This window comes from Candidatus Methanomethylophilus sp. 1R26 (genome assembly GCF_001481295.1).
GTDB lineage: Archaea > Thermoplasmatota > Thermoplasmata > Methanomassiliicoccales > Methanomethylophilaceae > Methanomethylophilus.
Genome location: NZ_LOPS01000027.1, coordinates 12,331 through 27,907, shown reverse-complemented (window position 1 = coordinate 27,907; position 15,577 = coordinate 12,331). Strand labels below are relative to the sequence as shown.

16 protein-coding genes and 2 pseudogenes are annotated in these 15,577 nt (G+C 59.1%); 8 read left to right on the top strand and 10 right to left on the bottom strand.

Features of this window, described 5'->3' with window-relative positions:
* Window positions 1-38 precede the first annotated feature (38 nt).
* Together gpmA and AUQ37_RS05490 are read left to right on the top strand one after the other, a co-directional pair.
* Window positions 39-836 (top strand): 2,3-diphosphoglycerate-dependent phosphoglycerate mutase, encoded by a 798-nt coding sequence (gene gpmA, locus AUQ37_RS05495; protein ID WP_058747741.1) that lies wholly within the window; start codon window positions 39-41, stop codon window positions 834-836.
* A pseudogene (locus AUQ37_RS05490) lies at window positions 781-1,190 on the top strand (DUF6951 family protein). Before gpmA ends, AUQ37_RS05490 begins: the two are co-directional and overlap by 56 nt.
* An 85-nt stretch (window positions 1,191-1,275) precedes the next feature.
* Here the strand turns inward: AUQ37_RS05490 and AUQ37_RS05485 are convergent.
* Window positions 1,276-2,283 (bottom strand): uroporphyrinogen decarboxylase family protein, encoded by a 1,008-nt coding sequence (locus AUQ37_RS05485; RefSeq protein WP_058747739.1) that lies wholly within the window; start codon window positions 2,281-2,283, stop codon window positions 1,276-1,278.
* 52 nt (window positions 2,284-2,335) lie between these two features.
* Here AUQ37_RS05485 and AUQ37_RS05480 point away from each other — a divergent pair, with 52 nt between their 5' ends.
* Window positions 2,336-2,596, top strand: a complete 261-nt coding sequence (locus tag AUQ37_RS05480; RefSeq protein WP_058747738.1) for a GNAT family N-acetyltransferase — start codon at window positions 2,336-2,338, stop codon at window positions 2,594-2,596.
* Here AUQ37_RS05480 and msrB read toward each other — a convergent pair.
* Both msrB and AUQ37_RS05470 read right to left on the bottom strand, forming a co-directional pair.
* Window positions 2,560-3,576 (bottom strand): peptide-methionine (R)-S-oxide reductase MsrB, encoded by a 1,017-nt coding sequence (gene msrB / locus AUQ37_RS05475; protein WP_058747737.1) that lies wholly within the window; start codon window positions 3,574-3,576, stop codon window positions 2,560-2,562. The two genes, AUQ37_RS05480 and msrB, sit on opposite strands and share 37 nt — an antisense overlap.
* A gap of 28 nt (window positions 3,577-3,604) precedes the next feature.
* Window positions 3,605-4,015, bottom strand: a complete 411-nt coding sequence (locus AUQ37_RS05470) for a hypothetical protein (protein WP_058747736.1) — start codon at window positions 4,013-4,015, stop codon at window positions 3,605-3,607.
* Window positions 4,016-4,093: 78 nt separating this feature from the next.
* On the opposite strand from AUQ37_RS05470, the pseudogene AUQ37_RS05465 reads away from it, so the two are divergent.
* From AUQ37_RS05465 to AUQ37_RS11145, 3 genes and pseudogenes are all read left to right on the top strand, one after another.
* A pseudogene (locus AUQ37_RS05465) lies at window positions 4,094-4,819 on the top strand (ABC transporter ATP-binding protein).
* Complete coding sequence (locus tag AUQ37_RS11150; protein ID WP_201013782.1) at window positions 4,816-5,430, top strand: hypothetical protein; 615 nt, start codon at window positions 4,816-4,818, stop codon at window positions 5,428-5,430. Before AUQ37_RS05465 ends, AUQ37_RS11150 begins: the two are co-directional and overlap by 4 nt.
* On the top strand, window positions 5,391-6,035 hold the full coding sequence (locus tag AUQ37_RS11145) for a SufD family Fe-S cluster assembly protein (protein WP_201013781.1): 645 nt from the start codon (window positions 5,391-5,393) through the stop codon (window positions 6,033-6,035). Before AUQ37_RS11150 ends, AUQ37_RS11145 begins: the two co-directional genes overlap by 40 nt.
* A 267-nt stretch (window positions 6,036-6,302) precedes the next feature.
* On the opposite strand, the gene AUQ37_RS05455 is transcribed toward AUQ37_RS11145, so the two are convergent.
* The 7 genes from AUQ37_RS05455 to AUQ37_RS05425 form a co-directional block, all read right to left on the bottom strand.
* Window positions 6,303-6,524, bottom strand: a complete 222-nt coding sequence (locus AUQ37_RS05455) for a hypothetical protein (protein ID WP_058747735.1) — start codon at window positions 6,522-6,524, stop codon at window positions 6,303-6,305.
* A 1-nt stretch (window position 6,525) separates the two neighbouring features.
* Complete coding sequence (locus tag AUQ37_RS05450) at window positions 6,526-7,977, bottom strand: sodium:alanine symporter family protein (protein WP_058747734.1); 1,452 nt, start codon at window positions 7,975-7,977, stop codon at window positions 6,526-6,528.
* A gap of 237 nt (window positions 7,978-8,214) precedes the next feature.
* Window positions 8,215-9,171, bottom strand: coding sequence for an ABC transporter ATP-binding protein (locus AUQ37_RS05445; RefSeq protein ID WP_157844300.1), 957 nt, complete (start codon window positions 9,169-9,171; stop codon window positions 8,215-8,217).
* A 7-nt stretch (window positions 9,172-9,178) separates the two neighbouring features.
* The gene (locus AUQ37_RS05440) at window positions 9,179-10,291 is read right to left on the bottom strand and encodes an iron ABC transporter permease (protein WP_058747732.1); all 1,113 of its coding nucleotides are present in this window, start codon (window positions 10,289-10,291) and stop codon (window positions 9,179-9,181) included.
* A gap of 162 nt (window positions 10,292-10,453) precedes the next feature.
* Window positions 10,454-11,977, bottom strand: a complete 1,524-nt coding sequence (locus AUQ37_RS05435) for a hypothetical protein (protein WP_157844298.1) — start codon at window positions 11,975-11,977, stop codon at window positions 10,454-10,456.
* 307 nt (window positions 11,978-12,284) lie between these two features.
* A complete protein-coding gene (locus AUQ37_RS05430) occupies window positions 12,285-13,646 on the bottom strand; it encodes an MATE family efflux transporter (protein WP_058747730.1) in 1,362 nt (453 codons plus the stop codon).
* 25 nt (window positions 13,647-13,671) lie between these two features.
* The gene (locus AUQ37_RS05425) at window positions 13,672-14,505 is read right to left on the bottom strand and encodes a sirohydrochlorin chelatase (protein WP_058747729.1); all 834 of its coding nucleotides are present in this window, start codon (window positions 14,503-14,505) and stop codon (window positions 13,672-13,674) included.
* 84 nt (window positions 14,506-14,589) lie between these two features.
* Between AUQ37_RS05425 and AUQ37_RS05420 the strand changes: the two genes are divergently transcribed.
* Window positions 14,590-15,363 (top strand): ArsA-related P-loop ATPase, encoded by a 774-nt coding sequence (locus AUQ37_RS05420; protein ID WP_058747728.1) that lies wholly within the window; start codon window positions 14,590-14,592, stop codon window positions 15,361-15,363.
* Window positions 15,364-15,367: 4 nt separating this feature from the next.
* Window positions 15,368-15,562 (top strand): CooT family nickel-binding protein, encoded by a 195-nt coding sequence (locus tag AUQ37_RS05415; RefSeq protein WP_058747727.1) that lies wholly within the window; start codon window positions 15,368-15,370, stop codon window positions 15,560-15,562.
* The last annotated feature ends 15 nt before the right edge of the window (window positions 15,563-15,577 follow it).

The window sequence follows — 15,577 nt, the reverse complement described above, 5'->3', positions numbered from 1 at the left end:
CCATCGCTCTTCCGTAGCCCCCGCGGGCAGGAAGTACCATGAAGCAGCTTGTGCTTGTCAGACACGGAGAGAGCGAGTGGAACAGCCTCAACCTTTTCACGGGCTGGACCGACGTGGACCTTTCCGAGAAGGGAAGGAAAGAGGCCGCCGAGGCAGGCCGTCTCATGAAGGCAGAGGGCATGGCCTTCGATAAGGTGTACACCTCATACCTGAAAAGGGCGATCCACACCGCACATCTGGCACTTGCCGAAATGGACCTCGAGTGGATCGAGGAGGAGAAGTCCTGGAGGCTCAACGAGCGCCATTACGGCGCCCTTCAGGGGCTCAACAAGTCCGAAACCGCGGAGAAGTACGGGGAGGAGCAGGTCAGGATCTGGAGGCGCTCCTATTCCGTGAGGCCGCCTGCCCTGGCCGAGGACGACCCTAGGAACCCAGCCCGCGAGCCCAGGTATGCTGGCACTCCTGCCGAGGGCCATCCGCTCACCGAGAGCCTGGCCGATACTGTGGCGAGGGCGGTCCCCTACTACGAGTCCAGGATAAAGAAGGACATCGAGAACGGCAGGAAGGTCGTGGTCTTCGCCCACGGGAACTCCATCCGCGCCCTGGTCAAGTACCTCGACGGCATGGGCGACGAGGAGATCACCAAGGTCAACATACCGACCGGCGTGCCGCTCGTCTACACATTCGACGATGCGATGAAGGTTGTCTCGAAGAGGTACCTCGGGGACCAGGAGGCGCTGGCCGCCAAGCAGGCGGCCGTCGCCGCTCAGGGCAAAAACAATGAGGATCATGGTCCGGGCCACACGATGCCGACCCGGGCTGCGAACATTATATAACCTGCGTTCATGGATGGGCATCCGAAGTGTTCATATGAGCGATGTCAAAGTCACTGTCGACCCCGGAGTATGCAAGCTCGGCACCGTCATCAACGCCAAGATGAGCGATGACATGATGCATGTGGATTTCCAGGTCGAGTCCGCCTGCCCGCACATAAACAAGCTCGCCCAGGAGGTCAAGTCCGTCGAGTACATGGACGTCATGGGCAAGAACATGCTGGAGAACCCCTTCTACCAGGCGGCGGCCAAATGCTGCCCCACGCCGCATGCCCCGTCCCCTGCGCCTTCAACAAGGCCCTCGAAGTGGCCGCCGACCTCGGCCTCAAGAGGAACGTGGAGTTCAAGATCGAATGAATTCCCGGCAGGGCGCCTTACCACATGCGCCCTGCTTTTCAACTTTTTATTCTGAACGGCGCCGCGCCTTCAGGCGGAAGGACCGTCACGCATCCGGGTAATGTGCCAGAGCGCGGAGGTTCTCATCGGACGCCGACGGCGGCACCCCGCACCCCGGAGCGATGATCCCGTATCCCGCCTCCGCCGATGCAAGCGCCTCATCCCTCACTTCTTCCGGTGTCCCGGTGTACAGCGGGCTGACGGGCCCTACGCCCCCGATGAGGGCCGTCCTTCCCTCCGCCTCCCTGACCGCCGTTGCGGTATCGGTCTGCACATCGATCGATATCCCGTCGGCGCCGATGCGGGCCATTTTGCCGACGGTCTCCGTGCAGTCCCCGCAGATATGCAGCGTCTTGTAGCATCTCAGGGACGAATATATCGGACGCAGGCGGTCCCCGCACACGGCATCGAACTCATCCGGGGGGAGGATGTCGGGGGATGCGAGGCCGTCCGTCACCTGCACGCAGTCGGCGGCCTCGGCGCAGAGCTTCGCTTCCGCGGTTATGAGCGGCTGCACCGCCGAGATCCACCTGCCGATCAGCGGCATGTCGGACATGGTCCCCATGACCAGGTTCTCGATGCCCAGCAGGAGGCCGACGACGGACACCGGCCCGGCGACGCCGGATACGGAGAAGAGGTCCGGGCGCTCCCTCCCGGCCAGGCGCAGGGCCTCCGGCGCCAATCTGATCAGGGGAGAGGCGGCGAACTCCTCCGGAGAAGGCATGTCGGGCACGTCCGGGACGGCCCCGCTGTCCCTGTAAGGCGATCCGACGACCATCGGCTGGCTGCTCTTCCCGCAGTCCCTTATCCCGCATCCCAGCGACTGGGCCTCCGCAGTGATGGAGAACGGCACGCGGACGGTCGGGAACCCGAACGACATCGATGATTCCAGCGCCAGCCTCGCCATAAGATCGGCCCGGTAGTTGGCCTCCGGCCAGGCGGCCCCGCACCTGTCCATCTGGGAGACGGTCGCCGATTGGGTGAAGATGGCGGCAGGAGGCCGCTCTCCGTCCCCGTCCGAAAATGCTCTGATGATGCGCTCCCTCGGTTCCATGAACAGAGGACGCTTCTGAAACGCTTATCTTTTCCGCATGCCATCCTCTGCCATGGAGCCTGAAATAACCCAGGACCGCTGCCGCTGCCGCATCTCGGCGATGACGGACGGGAAGGAGGTCGGATACCTCACCTATTCCATCGAAGACGGCAGGATGGACATCGAGCATACCGTGGTCGATCCCGCATGCAGGGGGCAAGGCATAGCCGGCATGATGGTCGACCGCGCTGAATCGTTCGCCGCCGAGGAGGGCCTGAAGCTGACGGCCTCGTGCTCTTACGCGGCGAAGAGGCTGGCGGACGGCGGGAAGTAAACTCGCCACATCTCCCTCTTCGGGCCGACGAGCGGGATGAGCTTCCCATAGCCTTTCCTCTCCATGTCCTCGATCGGGATGAACATGAGGGAGGCGCTGTTCATGCAGTACCTCACGCCGTTGGGCGATGAGCGGTCGCCGTAGAAAACATGTCCCAGATGGCTGTCGGAGACCCTCCCGCGGACCTCGAGCCTGGTCACCGGGAGGGAGTGGTCCTCGCGGATGACGACCGCGCTCGGGTCTATCGGGCGCGAGAAGGCCGGCCATCCGCAGTGGGAGTTGAACTTGTCCGAGGATACGAAAAGGGGCTCCCCGCTCACCCTGTCCACGAATATCCCGCGCCTGAACTCAGCATCGTACTCGTTATCGAAAGGAGGCTCGGTCGCGGCATGCTGGGTCACCTCGTACTGCTCCGGCGTGAGCCTCTCCCTGATCTCCTCTTCGGAGGGGCGCCGGTAATCGCCCGGATCGAATTTCCTGCCCGCGGCCGCATCGATGGTCCAAGGCTCGACATGGCAGTAGCCGTGCTCGTTCCTGTCCAGGTACTTCTGGTGGTACTCCTCGGCGCGGACGAACCTCTTCAGCGGCTCGAGCACGGTCATGAACGGGCTGTGCCTCCGTGCCTCGACCGCCGATATCCTGCGGACGGTCTCCTCCGACTCAGGATCCCCTTCTTTCCAGAATATGCATGACTGGTACTGCGGCCCGTAGTCCCCGCCCTGCCTGTCCTTCAGGGTCGGGTCTATGGACGAGTAGAACACGTAGACGAGGAAGTCCAGGCTGACCTCGGCGGGATCGTAGACCACGTGCACGGTCTCCCGGTAGCCGGTGGTCCTGCGGCAGACCGCCTCATAGGTGGGCTCCACGGACGGGTCCCCGTTGGCATATCCGGCCTCGGTGGACACGACGCCGCGGACGGATGACATCAGCTTCTCGGTCCCCCAGAAGCAGCCCCCTGCGAACCAGATCTCCTTCTCCATCGGACGATGTACCGTCTGCCGGCGATAATTACATTGCCGTCCCGTCTCGGCGGACCCTGAAGACGACCGGGACCTGATGGCAGAGCTCCTGGCAACAGAAGACCATTATGGAATCGTCTAACGAGGCGATGAACCGCTCCTCGCCCAGCAGGCAGGCGGGGTCCTCCACGCAGACGGCCAGCGGGCCTTCTGCACCTGCCAGGACCTCCTCCAACGGGTGGCCCCGGCCGCACATTGCCGTCGGGAGGCCCGGAGCCTCCTGCGCGATCCTGTCCCTCACCTCGGCGAGGAGCTCCTCCTTGGGCACCCTGCGCCTGCCGAGGAGGATGCGCCCCCTGCCCCCGGGCGAGATCAGCGTGCGGACGGAATCCGCCGGCATGCCGCTGATGCAGGACCGCTCCCCTTCCATGACCCAGCCTATGCCGGCCGCGGTAATCATGGTTTCGCTTGATGCCGATGACAAAAAGTCCGCGTGGCGATAGAAGTATTTTTAGGGATGACCGAAATTCACTCAAACATGCCACTTCTTGAGATCAAGGACCTGCATGTCTCCGCCGGAGCGCGAGATCCTGAAAGGTGTCAACCTGTCGGTCGAAGAGGGAGAGACCTGCGTCCTCTTCGGACCCAACGGTTCCGGGAAATCGACCCTCATGAGCGCGATCATGGGATTCGGACAGACCACGGTCACCCGCGGGGCCATCATATTCAAGGGCAAGGACATCACGCACATGACCGTCGACCAGCGTGCGAAACTCGGCATCGGGATCATGATGCAGAGGCCCCCCAACGTCATCGGCGTCAAGCTGGGAACCCTCGTGGAGGCCACCGCCGCCAACGGGAAGGGGACCACGGGGCGCGAGAAGGAGTTCCGCATGTCCGATTTCATGGACAGGGACGTCACGTCGGGTTCTCCGGAGGGGAGATCAAGAGGTCCGAGCTCCTGCAGCTCGCCGCTCAGGAGCCCGACTTCGTCATGCTCGACGAGCCGGAGTCCGGGGTCGACCTGGAGAACATCGGCCTCATCGGCAGGAAGGTCCATGAGCTCATCTACGGGACGGAGACAGGCATCGTCCGCAAGAGGAAGGTCTCGGCGTTCGTCATCACCCATACCGGGCAGATCCTCGACTACATGAGCGCGGACAGGGCGTTCGTGCTCATCCACGGGAAGGTCGTCCGCGAAGGCGACCCCGACAAGATCCTCGGCGAGATCAAGAAGAACGGATACGGAGTTGACGACGAATGACCCAGCGCGATGATTCTGAGATAAAGAAGGCACTCGGCAAGAAGGCCGCGTTCGGATCGGACATCGACCTGGACCGCTACGAAGAGGGCGAGAGGGACAAGGCGGCCCCGATAGAGAACCTGGCCGATGCCCCCGACGACCTCAAGCTCAAGATGATCAACGTCGGCGTGGACACCGACGATTCCGCCCGCTCCGGGACCATCCTGTTCATGGACAACGGCATGACCCACTGCTCCAACAGGGCGCAGGAGGGGGTCATCATCGAGCCCACCAGGCTGGCGTTCAAGCATTACCCCTGGGTCAAGGACTACTATTGGAAGGCCGTCGACCCTGCCAAGGACAAGTACACCGCCAAGACCTACGAGGAGGACTCCGACGGGTACTTCATCTACGTCAAGCCGGGATACCACCTCAAATACCCCGTCCAGACCTGCATGATGCTGGGGCAGGACAAGTCCATACAGAACCTGCACAACATCATCATCGTCGACGACAACGCGTCCCTCGACATCATAACCGGGTGCACCTCGGTCCATCACGCCAACGACGCCCTCCACGTCGCGTCTCCGAGATGTACGTCGGGGAGAACTCCTCGATGTCCTTCACCATGATCCACAGCTGGAACACCCAGACCGCGGTCAGGCCGAGGACCAACGTCATGCTGAAGAAAGGCGCCAGGTACGTCAACAACTACATCGTCCTGGACCCTGTCGGCACCGTGCAGACCTTCCCCACCGCCTACCTCGACGGCGAAGGGGCGACCTGCAGCTTCAACACCATGTGCATCGCGCACGGCAACTCCAACATCGACACCGGGGGATGCGCGGTCATGAACGCTCCCAACACCGGCGCGGAGATCCTCAGCAGGAACATCACCTACGGAGGCAAGATGATCGCCCGCGGGAGGCTGGAGGGCAACGCGCCCGGGGCCAAGGCCCACCTGGAGTGCAAGTCCATCATCTTGAAGGACGGCGGCTCCACCCAGGCTATCCCCGAGTTGATCGCCACCTGCGCCGACGTCGACATGACCCACGAGGCGGCGGTCGGAAAGATCGCCCAGGATCAGATCGAGTACCTCATGTCCCGCGGCCTCACCGAGGACCAGGCGGTCTCGATGATCGTCCGCGGCTTCCTGGTCGGCGGCATCAAAGGGCTGCCGTCGAACCTCCAGAAGGAGATCGACGCCGCCATCGACAAGGCCAGCGCCGGGAACTGAAACCTTTTCGGGCGGGAACCGGTCCGCCCATTGCTTTTTCCTACATCTGGGTCTTTTCCTGTCGCGCACCCCTTCGAGAATCCGGCCGCTGCAGGCCCTGTCCGTTCTTCCGCTCAAAGTGGAATGCGCCCCGGCTTGCCTGGGACTTATGGATGCCGGCCGACGCCGGCATTCGGGGATGAGAACTGAAGAAAAAGGTCAGGCCCGGAGGGTTTCCGGGCCGATGAGAAAAATCGGAAAAGGTTTACGCGGCCGGAAGGAAGGAGGTCACTCCTCCTCGACCTTCTTGCCGGCGATGATGTCTCCGCGCTTCTCTATGAAATAATAGGCGAAGGAGATCGAGACGAACCCGATGATGAGGGGCACGAACATCGCGTTGTTCTCGCCGCCGTGGTACAGGTAGCCCGTTATCACTCCCAGGATGAAAGTGATGATGATGCAGGCGCGGATGTACGCGGTGCACTTCTCTGCCGTGAGCTCGGAACCCATCTCAATCCCACTCCGTCACGCCGGTGCTGTCCGACAGGGCATCCTTGTGGAAGACCGGTTCCTCCACGCCCTCCGCCTTCTGCTTCCGGTAATCCCGGTAGGCCTCGAAGACCTTCCTGCTGAGAAGCGCCACGATGGTCATGTTGACCGCCGCCATGGCCGCCATGAAGGTATCGCTGAACGAGTCGACCAGGGACACGTCCTCAACGCACGCGGCGCAGAATGCGACCGCGATGACGAGCAGCCTGATGCAGTTGATGACCCTCTTGTCATCCTTGATGAACCTGGCGTTCGACTCGCTCATGGTGTAATATCCGATGAGGCTGGTGAACGCGAAGATGAACATGAACAGCGCGATGATGTAGTTGGTGATGTCGTTGCCAACGCTCTCCGAGGCGATGCTCTGGACGAGCACGGACCCCTTCTCGCCGAATGCGAGGATGCTTTCGAAGTTCCCGTAGGAGAGGATGACGACAGCGGTGAAGGTGCACACGATGAGGGTATCAACCAGAACGCCGAAGGACTGGATCATCCCCTGCTTGATGGGATGCTTCACGTCCGCGGTGGCCGCGACATTGGCGACCGAACCGAGACCTGCCTCGTTGGAGAACACTCCTCTCTTGAGCCCGGTCAGGACCACTGTCCCGATCATTCCGCCGAGAGCGCTGGGCACGGTGAAGGCATACTCGAATATCATCTTGAACGCGTGGGGCACTCCGCCGAGGTTGAAGCAGATGAGAACGACGGCGAAGACGAGCCACAGGAGCGCCATGTAAGGGACCACGCCCGCAGAGAACTTGGCAGCGGCCTTGAGCCCGCGGAAGATGATGAGCGCGGCTATGGCCGCGATGATAAGCGCGAACACGATGTGGTTATTGTCGAATTCGAAGGCCCCGCAGAGGGCATTGGAGGCGTTCGTGGACTGGACGGCGACGAAGCCGATCCCGAAAGTGAGCACAAGGAGAATTGCGGCAAGGATACCGAGATTCCTGTTGCCCAGTCCCTTAGAAGCATAGTATGCCGGGCCGCCGTAGAAGTGGCCGTCCCCCTTCCTCTCCTTGTAGATCTGCGCGAGCGTGGACTCCATGAAGCTGCTCGCGGATCCGATGATGGCGAAGATCCACATCCAGAAGACCGCTCCGGGCCCTCCGGTAACTATTGCGGTGGCAACACCGGCGATGTTTCCTACGCCGATGCGCGCGCCCATTCCTATGCAGAAGGCCTCGAATGAGGAGATCTTATTGGTCTTCCTCCCCTCCGAGACGCCAGAGAGGGCAAGCCTCGACGTCTCCCTGATCTTGGCGATCTGCAGCCCCTTCAGCTTATAGGTGAAGATGAGGCCGAGGCCGATCAGGAAAACGAACGAAATTCCCCAGAAATAATCGTTGAGGAAGGCTATGCCGTCATTGACGCTATCACTTAAACTGTCAATAAACGAATCTAATCCCGACATTAGCTATCACACCGAAACCTGCGCGTCAAGCGCTCGGCGTCAGAGCGTGCAGGTCGAGTCGAATGCAATCACACGACTGGATGGGCAAAACAGATGTTCGTAAATAAAAGTATCCGAAAAAATTGCTGCGGATTTCGTAGATTTTTGATATTATGCCATGCCTAAAATGAATTACTTACGATAAAATGCGTAATCCCGAAACGAAAATTGCAATTCCCGGGGCATTCGCCCCGCAGTTTATTTGAAAATCAAGGCAGGAAGGCCATTACTTCCTTTCATCCTCATTTTCTCTGCGTCCTGTTCTTTTCCCGAAGCGGCCACTGAGAAAGGCGGATGAATGATTCTTGGCATCCGATATCCTCGCCTCCTTCCCCTTGTAGTTCCCCACCCGATAGATCGTCCCGGGATCCCTGTCAAGTTCGGCCGCATCGTCTGAGTGGAAGATGATATACGGCCTTCCGTCCACATTGCGGACCTCCGACCTGACCCGTACACATCCTGGATGTTCTTCTCGGTGATGACCTGCTCTGGCGTTCCGTCCGAGTGGACATGCCCATCGGACAGGAGTATCACGCGGTCGCAGAACCTCGAGGCCACATTGAGGTCGTGGCAGATGGTCAGCACGATGATGCCGTTCCTGTGGGCGATCTCGCGGAGGATCTTCATGACGTACATTTGGTAGTACACGTCGAGGTTCGCGGTCGGCTCGTCTAGCATAAGGATGTCCGGCTCCTGGGCCAGTCCCCTGGCGATCATTACCTTCTGATGCTGCCCTGCCGACAGTTCGTCGAATTGACGCATCGCGAATTCCGACATGTGCATCAGATCGAGGCAGTTGGCGGCGATCCTGATGTCATCGTCGGAGGTGTTGAAGCCGGAAACCGGATAGCGCCCCATGAGGACGGTGTCCATGACGCTCATCGAGAAAGTCTCGTTGGACACCTGAGGGACGTAGGCGACGAACCTGGCTATATCCTTGTAGTCCATCTCGGCAATATCTCTGCCCCCGAGGTACACATGGCCGCCGCTGGGGTCGATTATCTTGTTGATCGTGTACATGAGAGTGGATTTCCCGACCCCGTTCGGGCCGAGGATCCCCACCAGACCGGGACGGTCGATGGTGATGTTTATGCCGCTCCAGACGTTGGTCCTGCCATCGTAGGAAGCGGACAGGTCCTCAGTGACTATCGGCACGACCATTTCACCACGCTCCTTTCTTCTGCGAGACGATGAGGATCAGGAACAGCGGACCTCCGATCATGGCGGTTATGATGCCGATCTGCAGGCTGTAGCCGGCGACCGTATAGCCGATGATATCGCACAGCACCATGAGGCTGGCACCTATCATCGCCGAAGCGGGCAGGAGGATGCGGTTGTCCGAGCCCACGAATATACGCGCGATATGAGGAGAGACCAGACCGACGAATCCGATGACCCCGGTGAAGCTGACGGTACCCGCCGCTATCAGGGAGACGAGGACCATGATGACGATCCTGACGCGGTCGACATTGATCCCCAGGGACTTGGCGTAGGAATCCCCGGAGTTGAGGGCATTGAGGACCTTGGTGCAGAAGAACAATGCCACCGCGCCCAGGAGGGCGATGCAGGCCAGCATGGGCACCTCTTCCCAAGTGGTCATCCCGATGCTCCCGACGCTCCATGTGTACACCGAAGATGCCGAGTTGGGATCGGCGGTGAGCATCATGAACGCCTGGAAGGCATTGAAGATGTACATGACTGATATCCCGACGAGGATCATCATGGCAGGAGTGGGCCTCCTCCATTTGGCCAGGATGAGGATTATTGCCGCCGGCACCATAGCGAACACGAAGGCATTGACGATGCGGCCGTAATATCCGCCCACGATGGTGATCCCCATCGTCATGGCCAGCGTGGCGCCGAACAGGGCGCCGGCGGAGATACCGGTGGTGTACGGATCGGCCAGGGGGTTCTTCATCATGCTCTGCATGGCCGCACCGGCCGCCGAGAGACCGACGCCCACGAAGATGGCCGTCAGGAGCCTCGGCATGCGCTGGTTCCAGACAACGTTATCGTAAGAATAGTTCTCGATATCTCCCTTGAGATGGTGCCAGAGGGTGCTGTACACATCGCCGAATGATATAGGGTAGGAGCCGATCCCCAGTTTGATCCCGATGAGGAAGAGCAGGATGACCGCCGACCCTATGAGGAAAAGCATCTTGGTGTAACGGAATGCCTTGTACTGCTTGAAGGCAGTCTCTGCAGGAGCATCGCCTTCGCTCACTGCGCGTTTGGAGATGCTCGATAGGCTCACGTTCTCCTTGATTATCTTCATTCTTTCCCATACTTTCATGCTTTTCGGCTCCGGTCCGCGGCATTTCCCCGCGGTACAGCGGGCAACGAGATCCACTTCGTCCCCGCCGGCAGACCATAGACCATATCGAGAGGAGGGGCCGTGCCGCATGGACACGGGCCCCTCTGAAGGAGTTTGGAAGTTTCAGATCCCGTTCATGATGTTCCTGGCATCATCCTCTCCGCAGTAGAGGAGGTTCATCCCGTAGACGCCGTCGGAAGATTCGAAGGCCCAGGAGCCGCTGATACCGATCTTCTGGCAGTAAGCATCGACGTATTCCCCGATCTTCTCCTTGGCGGCCGCGTCGTCGCTGCAGCCGAAGTACGCCTTGAACTCATCAGGGTACAGGTAGTAGCACATGATGAGCTGGTTCAGGACCTCGGATACACCGCTGCTGAACGAGTAGCCGGTGATGCATATGTCGCACTTGCTGAGGAACTCCTCCTGCGCAGCGGATTCTGTTCCGGCTATCCTCTCCAGCCACTTGCTGTAGATCTCCTTCATGTATGCCTGGGACGACTGGTAATTATCGGACCCGGTGGCCTTGGTGACGACCTGGAAGGGCGTTCCGATCATGAGGATCAGGTGCTTGAGGTTGTACTTCTCGACCATAGTGCTTACCTCTTCCGTAGATATCGTGTTCCCATGGCCCCCGGTGGTTCCTCCGTTGAGGAACGCTTCGGTGGAATCGTAAGGGTCGAGAACCATCAGGTTGGTGTACTCGCCGGAATATTCGCCGAGGATCGACAGCTCGTCGAGGTAGCCGTAGCAGGCAGTGGATCCGATCTTCCCTGCGGATTTCTTCTCATCAGGGACGCTGTTGACGATATCAACCACTTTATCGTGGACGCCCTCATACCATTCATAGTACGACTGGCTCTCGGCCGTCTTCTTGAGCAGGAACCCGGCGGTCATAAGGCCGTAGAGGGTAGCGCCGTACTCCCACGAGCCGATGCGGATGACGCTGACATCGGTGCCCTTGAACACAGTCTCCATGCTGGAGCCGTAGCTGTCCGCGGTCCCGCAGACAACATTGACGCCGCCGTTGTCATCGGAGGCCTTCAGGATCTTCTCGGTGTCTGGCTCATTGCAGCTGCCGACGTCGACGAGGCTACTGAAGTCAAGAGTGCTCTTGTACTCCTCATGGTACTTCCCGGTGGTGATCCTGTTGTCGGTCCCGACGATCAGATCCTGGCCGCCCATGGCGAGAACAGTGTCCAGGGGAGGAGCGATAAGGGTTATGACCTTGTTGTTGTGGGTCATATCATAGGACACCACATTGTAGTCGACGTTCACGTAATGGACCTCGCCCACCTCGGACCAGTCGCCGCTTGTGAGGGCGGACAGGATGGCATTGACCTTGTCCACGTCGTCAGAGTCGATCTTGCCGTCGTAATTGGCATCGTACATGTAGTAGTTCTCATACTTGTACGAGTCCGATTCGTCCACCTTGTCATCGATGAACTTCTGGATGGCTGTCGCATCTGCAGATGAGAACTCGGTATCGAGATCGGCGTTGCCGAGGACCGTGAGATACGTGCCGGGGTAGGCATCGAGGCTCAGGTTAACACCGTCGTCATCGTCGTCGCCGCTGAGGGCAAAATATGCCCCTGCGGCCACCACAGCGACCACAGCCACGGCGATGATCGCGAGAATTTTGTTGTCCATCATTTCACCTGTTTCGGGACACCCCTTCCGCAGCCGCGCATACAGCGGAAATGCGGCCGTGCGGCCTCTCCGAACTGGGACCTTGTATCAGACGCTCGTTAATAATACTTTCTTGTAAATAGTAACACGCTACGCATACCAACGGAAAATGAGTCACACCCAATCCCGATTGACCGATGACCGCTGCTTGCTCCGCTGATTCTGGTTCTGTCGGTCCTCCGTTCAGTGACGATTCTGAATCAGCAGCCGTCCAGATCATCGCCCGAATGTCCGCAATCGCCATGAACAGTCCTCCCGATCTGCCGATTCATTCCGGCCTGGGCTTCGCTGAAGAGACCCTTTTGAATTCTGCATACGCGATGATCATAAGGCACACCCCTCCGAAGACGTGCACTGCCACCATGCACCAGAGGATCGCCCATATCGAATACTGGCACGCCACGGCATAAAGCCCCAGTTTGATGAAACCCCATACCAAGTAGAAGTCCATGGGGATCTTCGCCTTCTTCATCGATTGAAGCAGTGACGAGGCCATGCCCATCATGGCGCCGAACGGGAGGACGAAGACCGAGATCCTCAGCGCCTTCACGAAATCGGGGCGCACTTCCCTCATGGACTCCTCGACGGTCATGACGGACATCAGCGGTTCCGCGAACACATACATGAGCACCAGCATCACCAGCGAGACCGACAGCGTCAGTTTCATAGTATAAAGGAAAGCAGCGCGCATCTTGTCCGTCTGCGCTTGGCCGTAGGCGGCAGAGCAGACCGGCACCATGGACCTGTCCAAAGCGTGTGCGGGAAGCTGCGCGAGGCCCATGTACCTCCATGGATAATTGTACAGCATCACGGCGTTCGTCCCGCCTGCGATGATGATGAACACTCTCTGCAGGAGATCGGTCAGATCGGAGATGATCTGCTGCCCCGTCTTCGGACCGCCGACCCCTAAGACCTCCCTCAAATCGGCCTTGGCAGGATGCAGGATGCTCCTGCGGGAGATCCCCACAACAGTCTTCCTGGTTTTGTACCAGTATATTCCGATCAAAAGGGACAACGCAGTAGCGGCGACAGTTGCAACGCCTGCTCCCATGACGTCCAATCCCAGAGCATAAATGAAGAGCGGATCGAGGGCCATGTTGAAAACGGCGGCGCTCATCTGCATGAGGGTCGATTTGCGGGCGGCCCCCTCTCCCCTAAGGATCCCTCCCAGAACCGCTTCCGAAAGCAGGACCGGAGAGAGCAGGATGTAAGGCAGCATGTACAGCACGGCCTCATCCATGACGTCCTCCGCCCCCATGAAGCGGACAGCCTGCTTGAGGAAGACGGCTGTGAGAACCGAAGCAATAAGAGAAAGCAGCAGGCCCAAGAACACTGCGGCCCCGGCAAGCCTTTCTGCAGCCTCCCTTTCGTCCCGGCCGAGACGGAAGGCGATCGTAGTGGTGGCGCCGAGTGCGATGCCGATGCCCGCAGCCGTCATCAGATTGTAGATCGGCACGACGGTCGATACGGCGGAAGCGGATGCGGTCCCCAATCCTGAGACCCAGAAGGTGTCCACGAACTGGTTTATCTGAATGACCGCCTCGGCGATGATGAAGGCGACGAACATGCTGCGGATGGCCCTCTTCGGCTCGCCGAGCATCAGCTGAAGGTTCGAATCGCGATCATCCATTCCTTTGTGTATCGGCTTCATGTATTTAATAATAAGAAATCAAATAATCGTAACAATCATCGCCGCCGTATAATGCAATAGCGAGATATTCCACAAAGATCTGGCACAATGCCTTTCCTGCATATCCGGTAGTCCGTCGCCATCCTTCGGGGATCTTAGATTCCATGACCTCTATCATAAGGCCGTCCGCTCCGAGCGGGGCGGCCATCGTCATTTCCTCCCCTTCCGAAGCTCCGACAAGTATCCGTGCAGAGCGCTCCGTCCATACGATCGTGAGCGGAACTGCGATGATCCTGCCTGCAACCTCCGCTCTAAGCCTGCTCAGAGCCTTCCCGATGCTCTCAGGCCCCGACAGCGACGCTTCCTCGACCGTGTACCCTTTCTCCCTCAGCCTCTCGGCATGCTTAGCGGAATCCTTGGCGGAGTATGACATGGAAGAACCGTGCCTGATCAGCAGGATTCCGTCCCCGGAACGGCCTCCGGCCTCCATTATCCTCTTCTCCAACAGTTCAGTCACCTTGATGTGCCAGTTGAATGAGGTAGAGAACCTGACGGCCGCCTCGTGCCCTTCGGAATCATAGGTGAACGAGCAGCAGTTATCCGGCATTCCCATCGCCTTCGGCATCCTGTGAACCGAAAGCTCTCCCTCCGAAACTACCAGCGGCAGGACGACGATAGGGTCCGCATGCAGGGCGGTCAGCTCATCCAATGCTTCCGTTTCCGAGGGATGCCCTCTGTAAAAGGCCCTGACCACGTTGGAATGCCCCCTTTCCGCCAATCTGCGAACGCACTCTTCCGTGACCCTGCGGCATTCTGGTATCTCTGAATCGAAGCCCAGGACCATGACCCCTGTAATCATCGGCGGCGCTATCGATTACGAATTGAAAAATCAATCGCAATTAGTATGTTTTAAATTAATCATAATTATTACCAGACAGAGACAATGAAGAAGATCATCGCGACCGGGAAAGGCGGAGTGGGAAAGACCACCACCATGTCGACCGTGGCCACCATCATGGCCCGTGCAGGGAAGAAGGTCATCGTCTTCGATACAGACCCCAGCATGAACCTCGCGATGACGCTGGGCATCCCCTTCCTGGAGACCCCTACCATAACGGATGATAAGGCAGAGATCAGCGATGAACTGGAAGAAGAGGGTGCCGAAGCGATCGGGAAAGAAGTCATAGAGAAGCATTCGCGGGTGAATCCTGACGGCATCAGAGTGGTGGTCATGGGCGCCGTACCCGAGGGCGGCAGCGGGTGTCTATGCTCTGCGATAGCATTGGTGAAGGTCCTGCTGAACTATCTCGAATCGGACGCCTGCGAGGAGAAGTACGATATCGCCATCGTCGACTCCCAGGCAGGGCCGGAGATCTTCGGGCGCGGACTGGCAAAGGAATTCGACCTCAATATGATCCTGTCGGAGCCCACCCCGAAGTCTGCCGAGGTATCCAGGCAGGTTATGAAACTGGCCAGGGACCTCGATGTCAGAAGGAATCTGCTGGTGGTCAACAAGTCCGAGAACCCGGCGGATGCCGCCAGGATGGCTGAAATGGTCGGAGTAGGTCCTGAAGATACCGTCCGCATCAGTTACGACCGCGCAGTCATACAGGCCGACTGGGACAACAGGACTCTGCTGGATGCCTATCCGAACAGCAATGCCGTGAAAGATCTGACCGCCGTCGAGAAGAGGATCGAATCCATTGTAGGGATGTGAGGAAATGTGCGAGTTCACTGTATACCTGGACGGACATGATGATGAGAACGTAGTGGCCGAGAAGGTCATCAAAGTGACATCCAAACCCGATCACATCACCCTGATGGACACTTCCGGGAAGACCTACAAGTTCCCGAGCGCAGAGATCACCAAGGTTGACACCATCATGACCGAGCTCTGGCTGCAGACCAGGGCCTGAGAAACTGCTTCCTCT

Excerpts from the sequence above, each read along its gene's own strand:
- gpmA (WP_058747741.1), top strand. The coding sequence starts at position 39 with ATGAAGCAGCTTGTGCTTGTCAGACACGGAGAGAGCGAGTGGAACAGC.
- AUQ37_RS05485 (WP_058747739.1), bottom strand. The coding sequence starts at position 2,283 with ATGGAACCGAGGGAGCGCATCATCAGAGCATTTTCGGACGGGGACGGA.
- AUQ37_RS05480 (WP_058747738.1), top strand. The coding sequence starts at position 2,336 with ATGGAGCCTGAAATAACCCAGGACCGCTGCCGCTGCCGCATCTCGGCG.
- msrB (WP_058747737.1), bottom strand. The coding sequence starts at position 3,576 with ATGGAGAAGGAGATCTGGTTCGCAGGGGGCTGCTTCTGGGGGACCGAG.
- AUQ37_RS05470 (WP_058747736.1), bottom strand. The coding sequence starts at position 4,015 with ATGATTACCGCGGCCGGCATAGGCTGGGTCATGGAAGGGGAGCGGTCC.
- AUQ37_RS11150 (WP_201013782.1), top strand. The coding sequence starts at position 4,816 with ATGACCCAGCGCGATGATTCTGAGATAAAGAAGGCACTCGGCAAGAAG.
- AUQ37_RS11145 (WP_201013781.1), top strand. The coding sequence starts at position 5,391 with ATGTACGTCGGGGAGAACTCCTCGATGTCCTTCACCATGATCCACAGC.
- AUQ37_RS05455 (WP_058747735.1), bottom strand. The coding sequence starts at position 6,524 with ATGGGTTCCGAGCTCACGGCAGAGAAGTGCACCGCGTACATCCGCGCC.
- AUQ37_RS05450 (WP_058747734.1), bottom strand. The coding sequence starts at position 7,977 with ATGTCGGGATTAGATTCGTTTATTGACAGTTTAAGTGATAGCGTCAAT.
- AUQ37_RS05440 (WP_058747732.1), bottom strand. The coding sequence starts at position 10,291 with ATGAAGATAATCAAGGAGAACGTGAGCCTATCGAGCATCTCCAAACGC.
- AUQ37_RS05435 (WP_157844298.1), bottom strand. The coding sequence starts at position 11,977 with ATGGACAACAAAATTCTCGCGATCATCGCCGTGGCTGTGGTCGCTGTG.
- AUQ37_RS05430 (WP_058747730.1), bottom strand. The coding sequence starts at position 13,646 with ATGGATGATCGCGATTCGAACCTTCAGCTGATGCTCGGCGAGCCGAAG.
- AUQ37_RS05425 (WP_058747729.1), bottom strand. The coding sequence starts at position 14,505 with ATGATTACAGGGGTCATGGTCCTGGGCTTCGATTCAGAGATACCAGAA.
- AUQ37_RS05420 (WP_058747728.1), top strand. The coding sequence starts at position 14,590 with ATGAAGAAGATCATCGCGACCGGGAAAGGCGGAGTGGGAAAGACCACC.
- AUQ37_RS05415 (WP_058747727.1), top strand. The coding sequence starts at position 15,368 with ATGTGCGAGTTCACTGTATACCTGGACGGACATGATGATGAGAACGTA.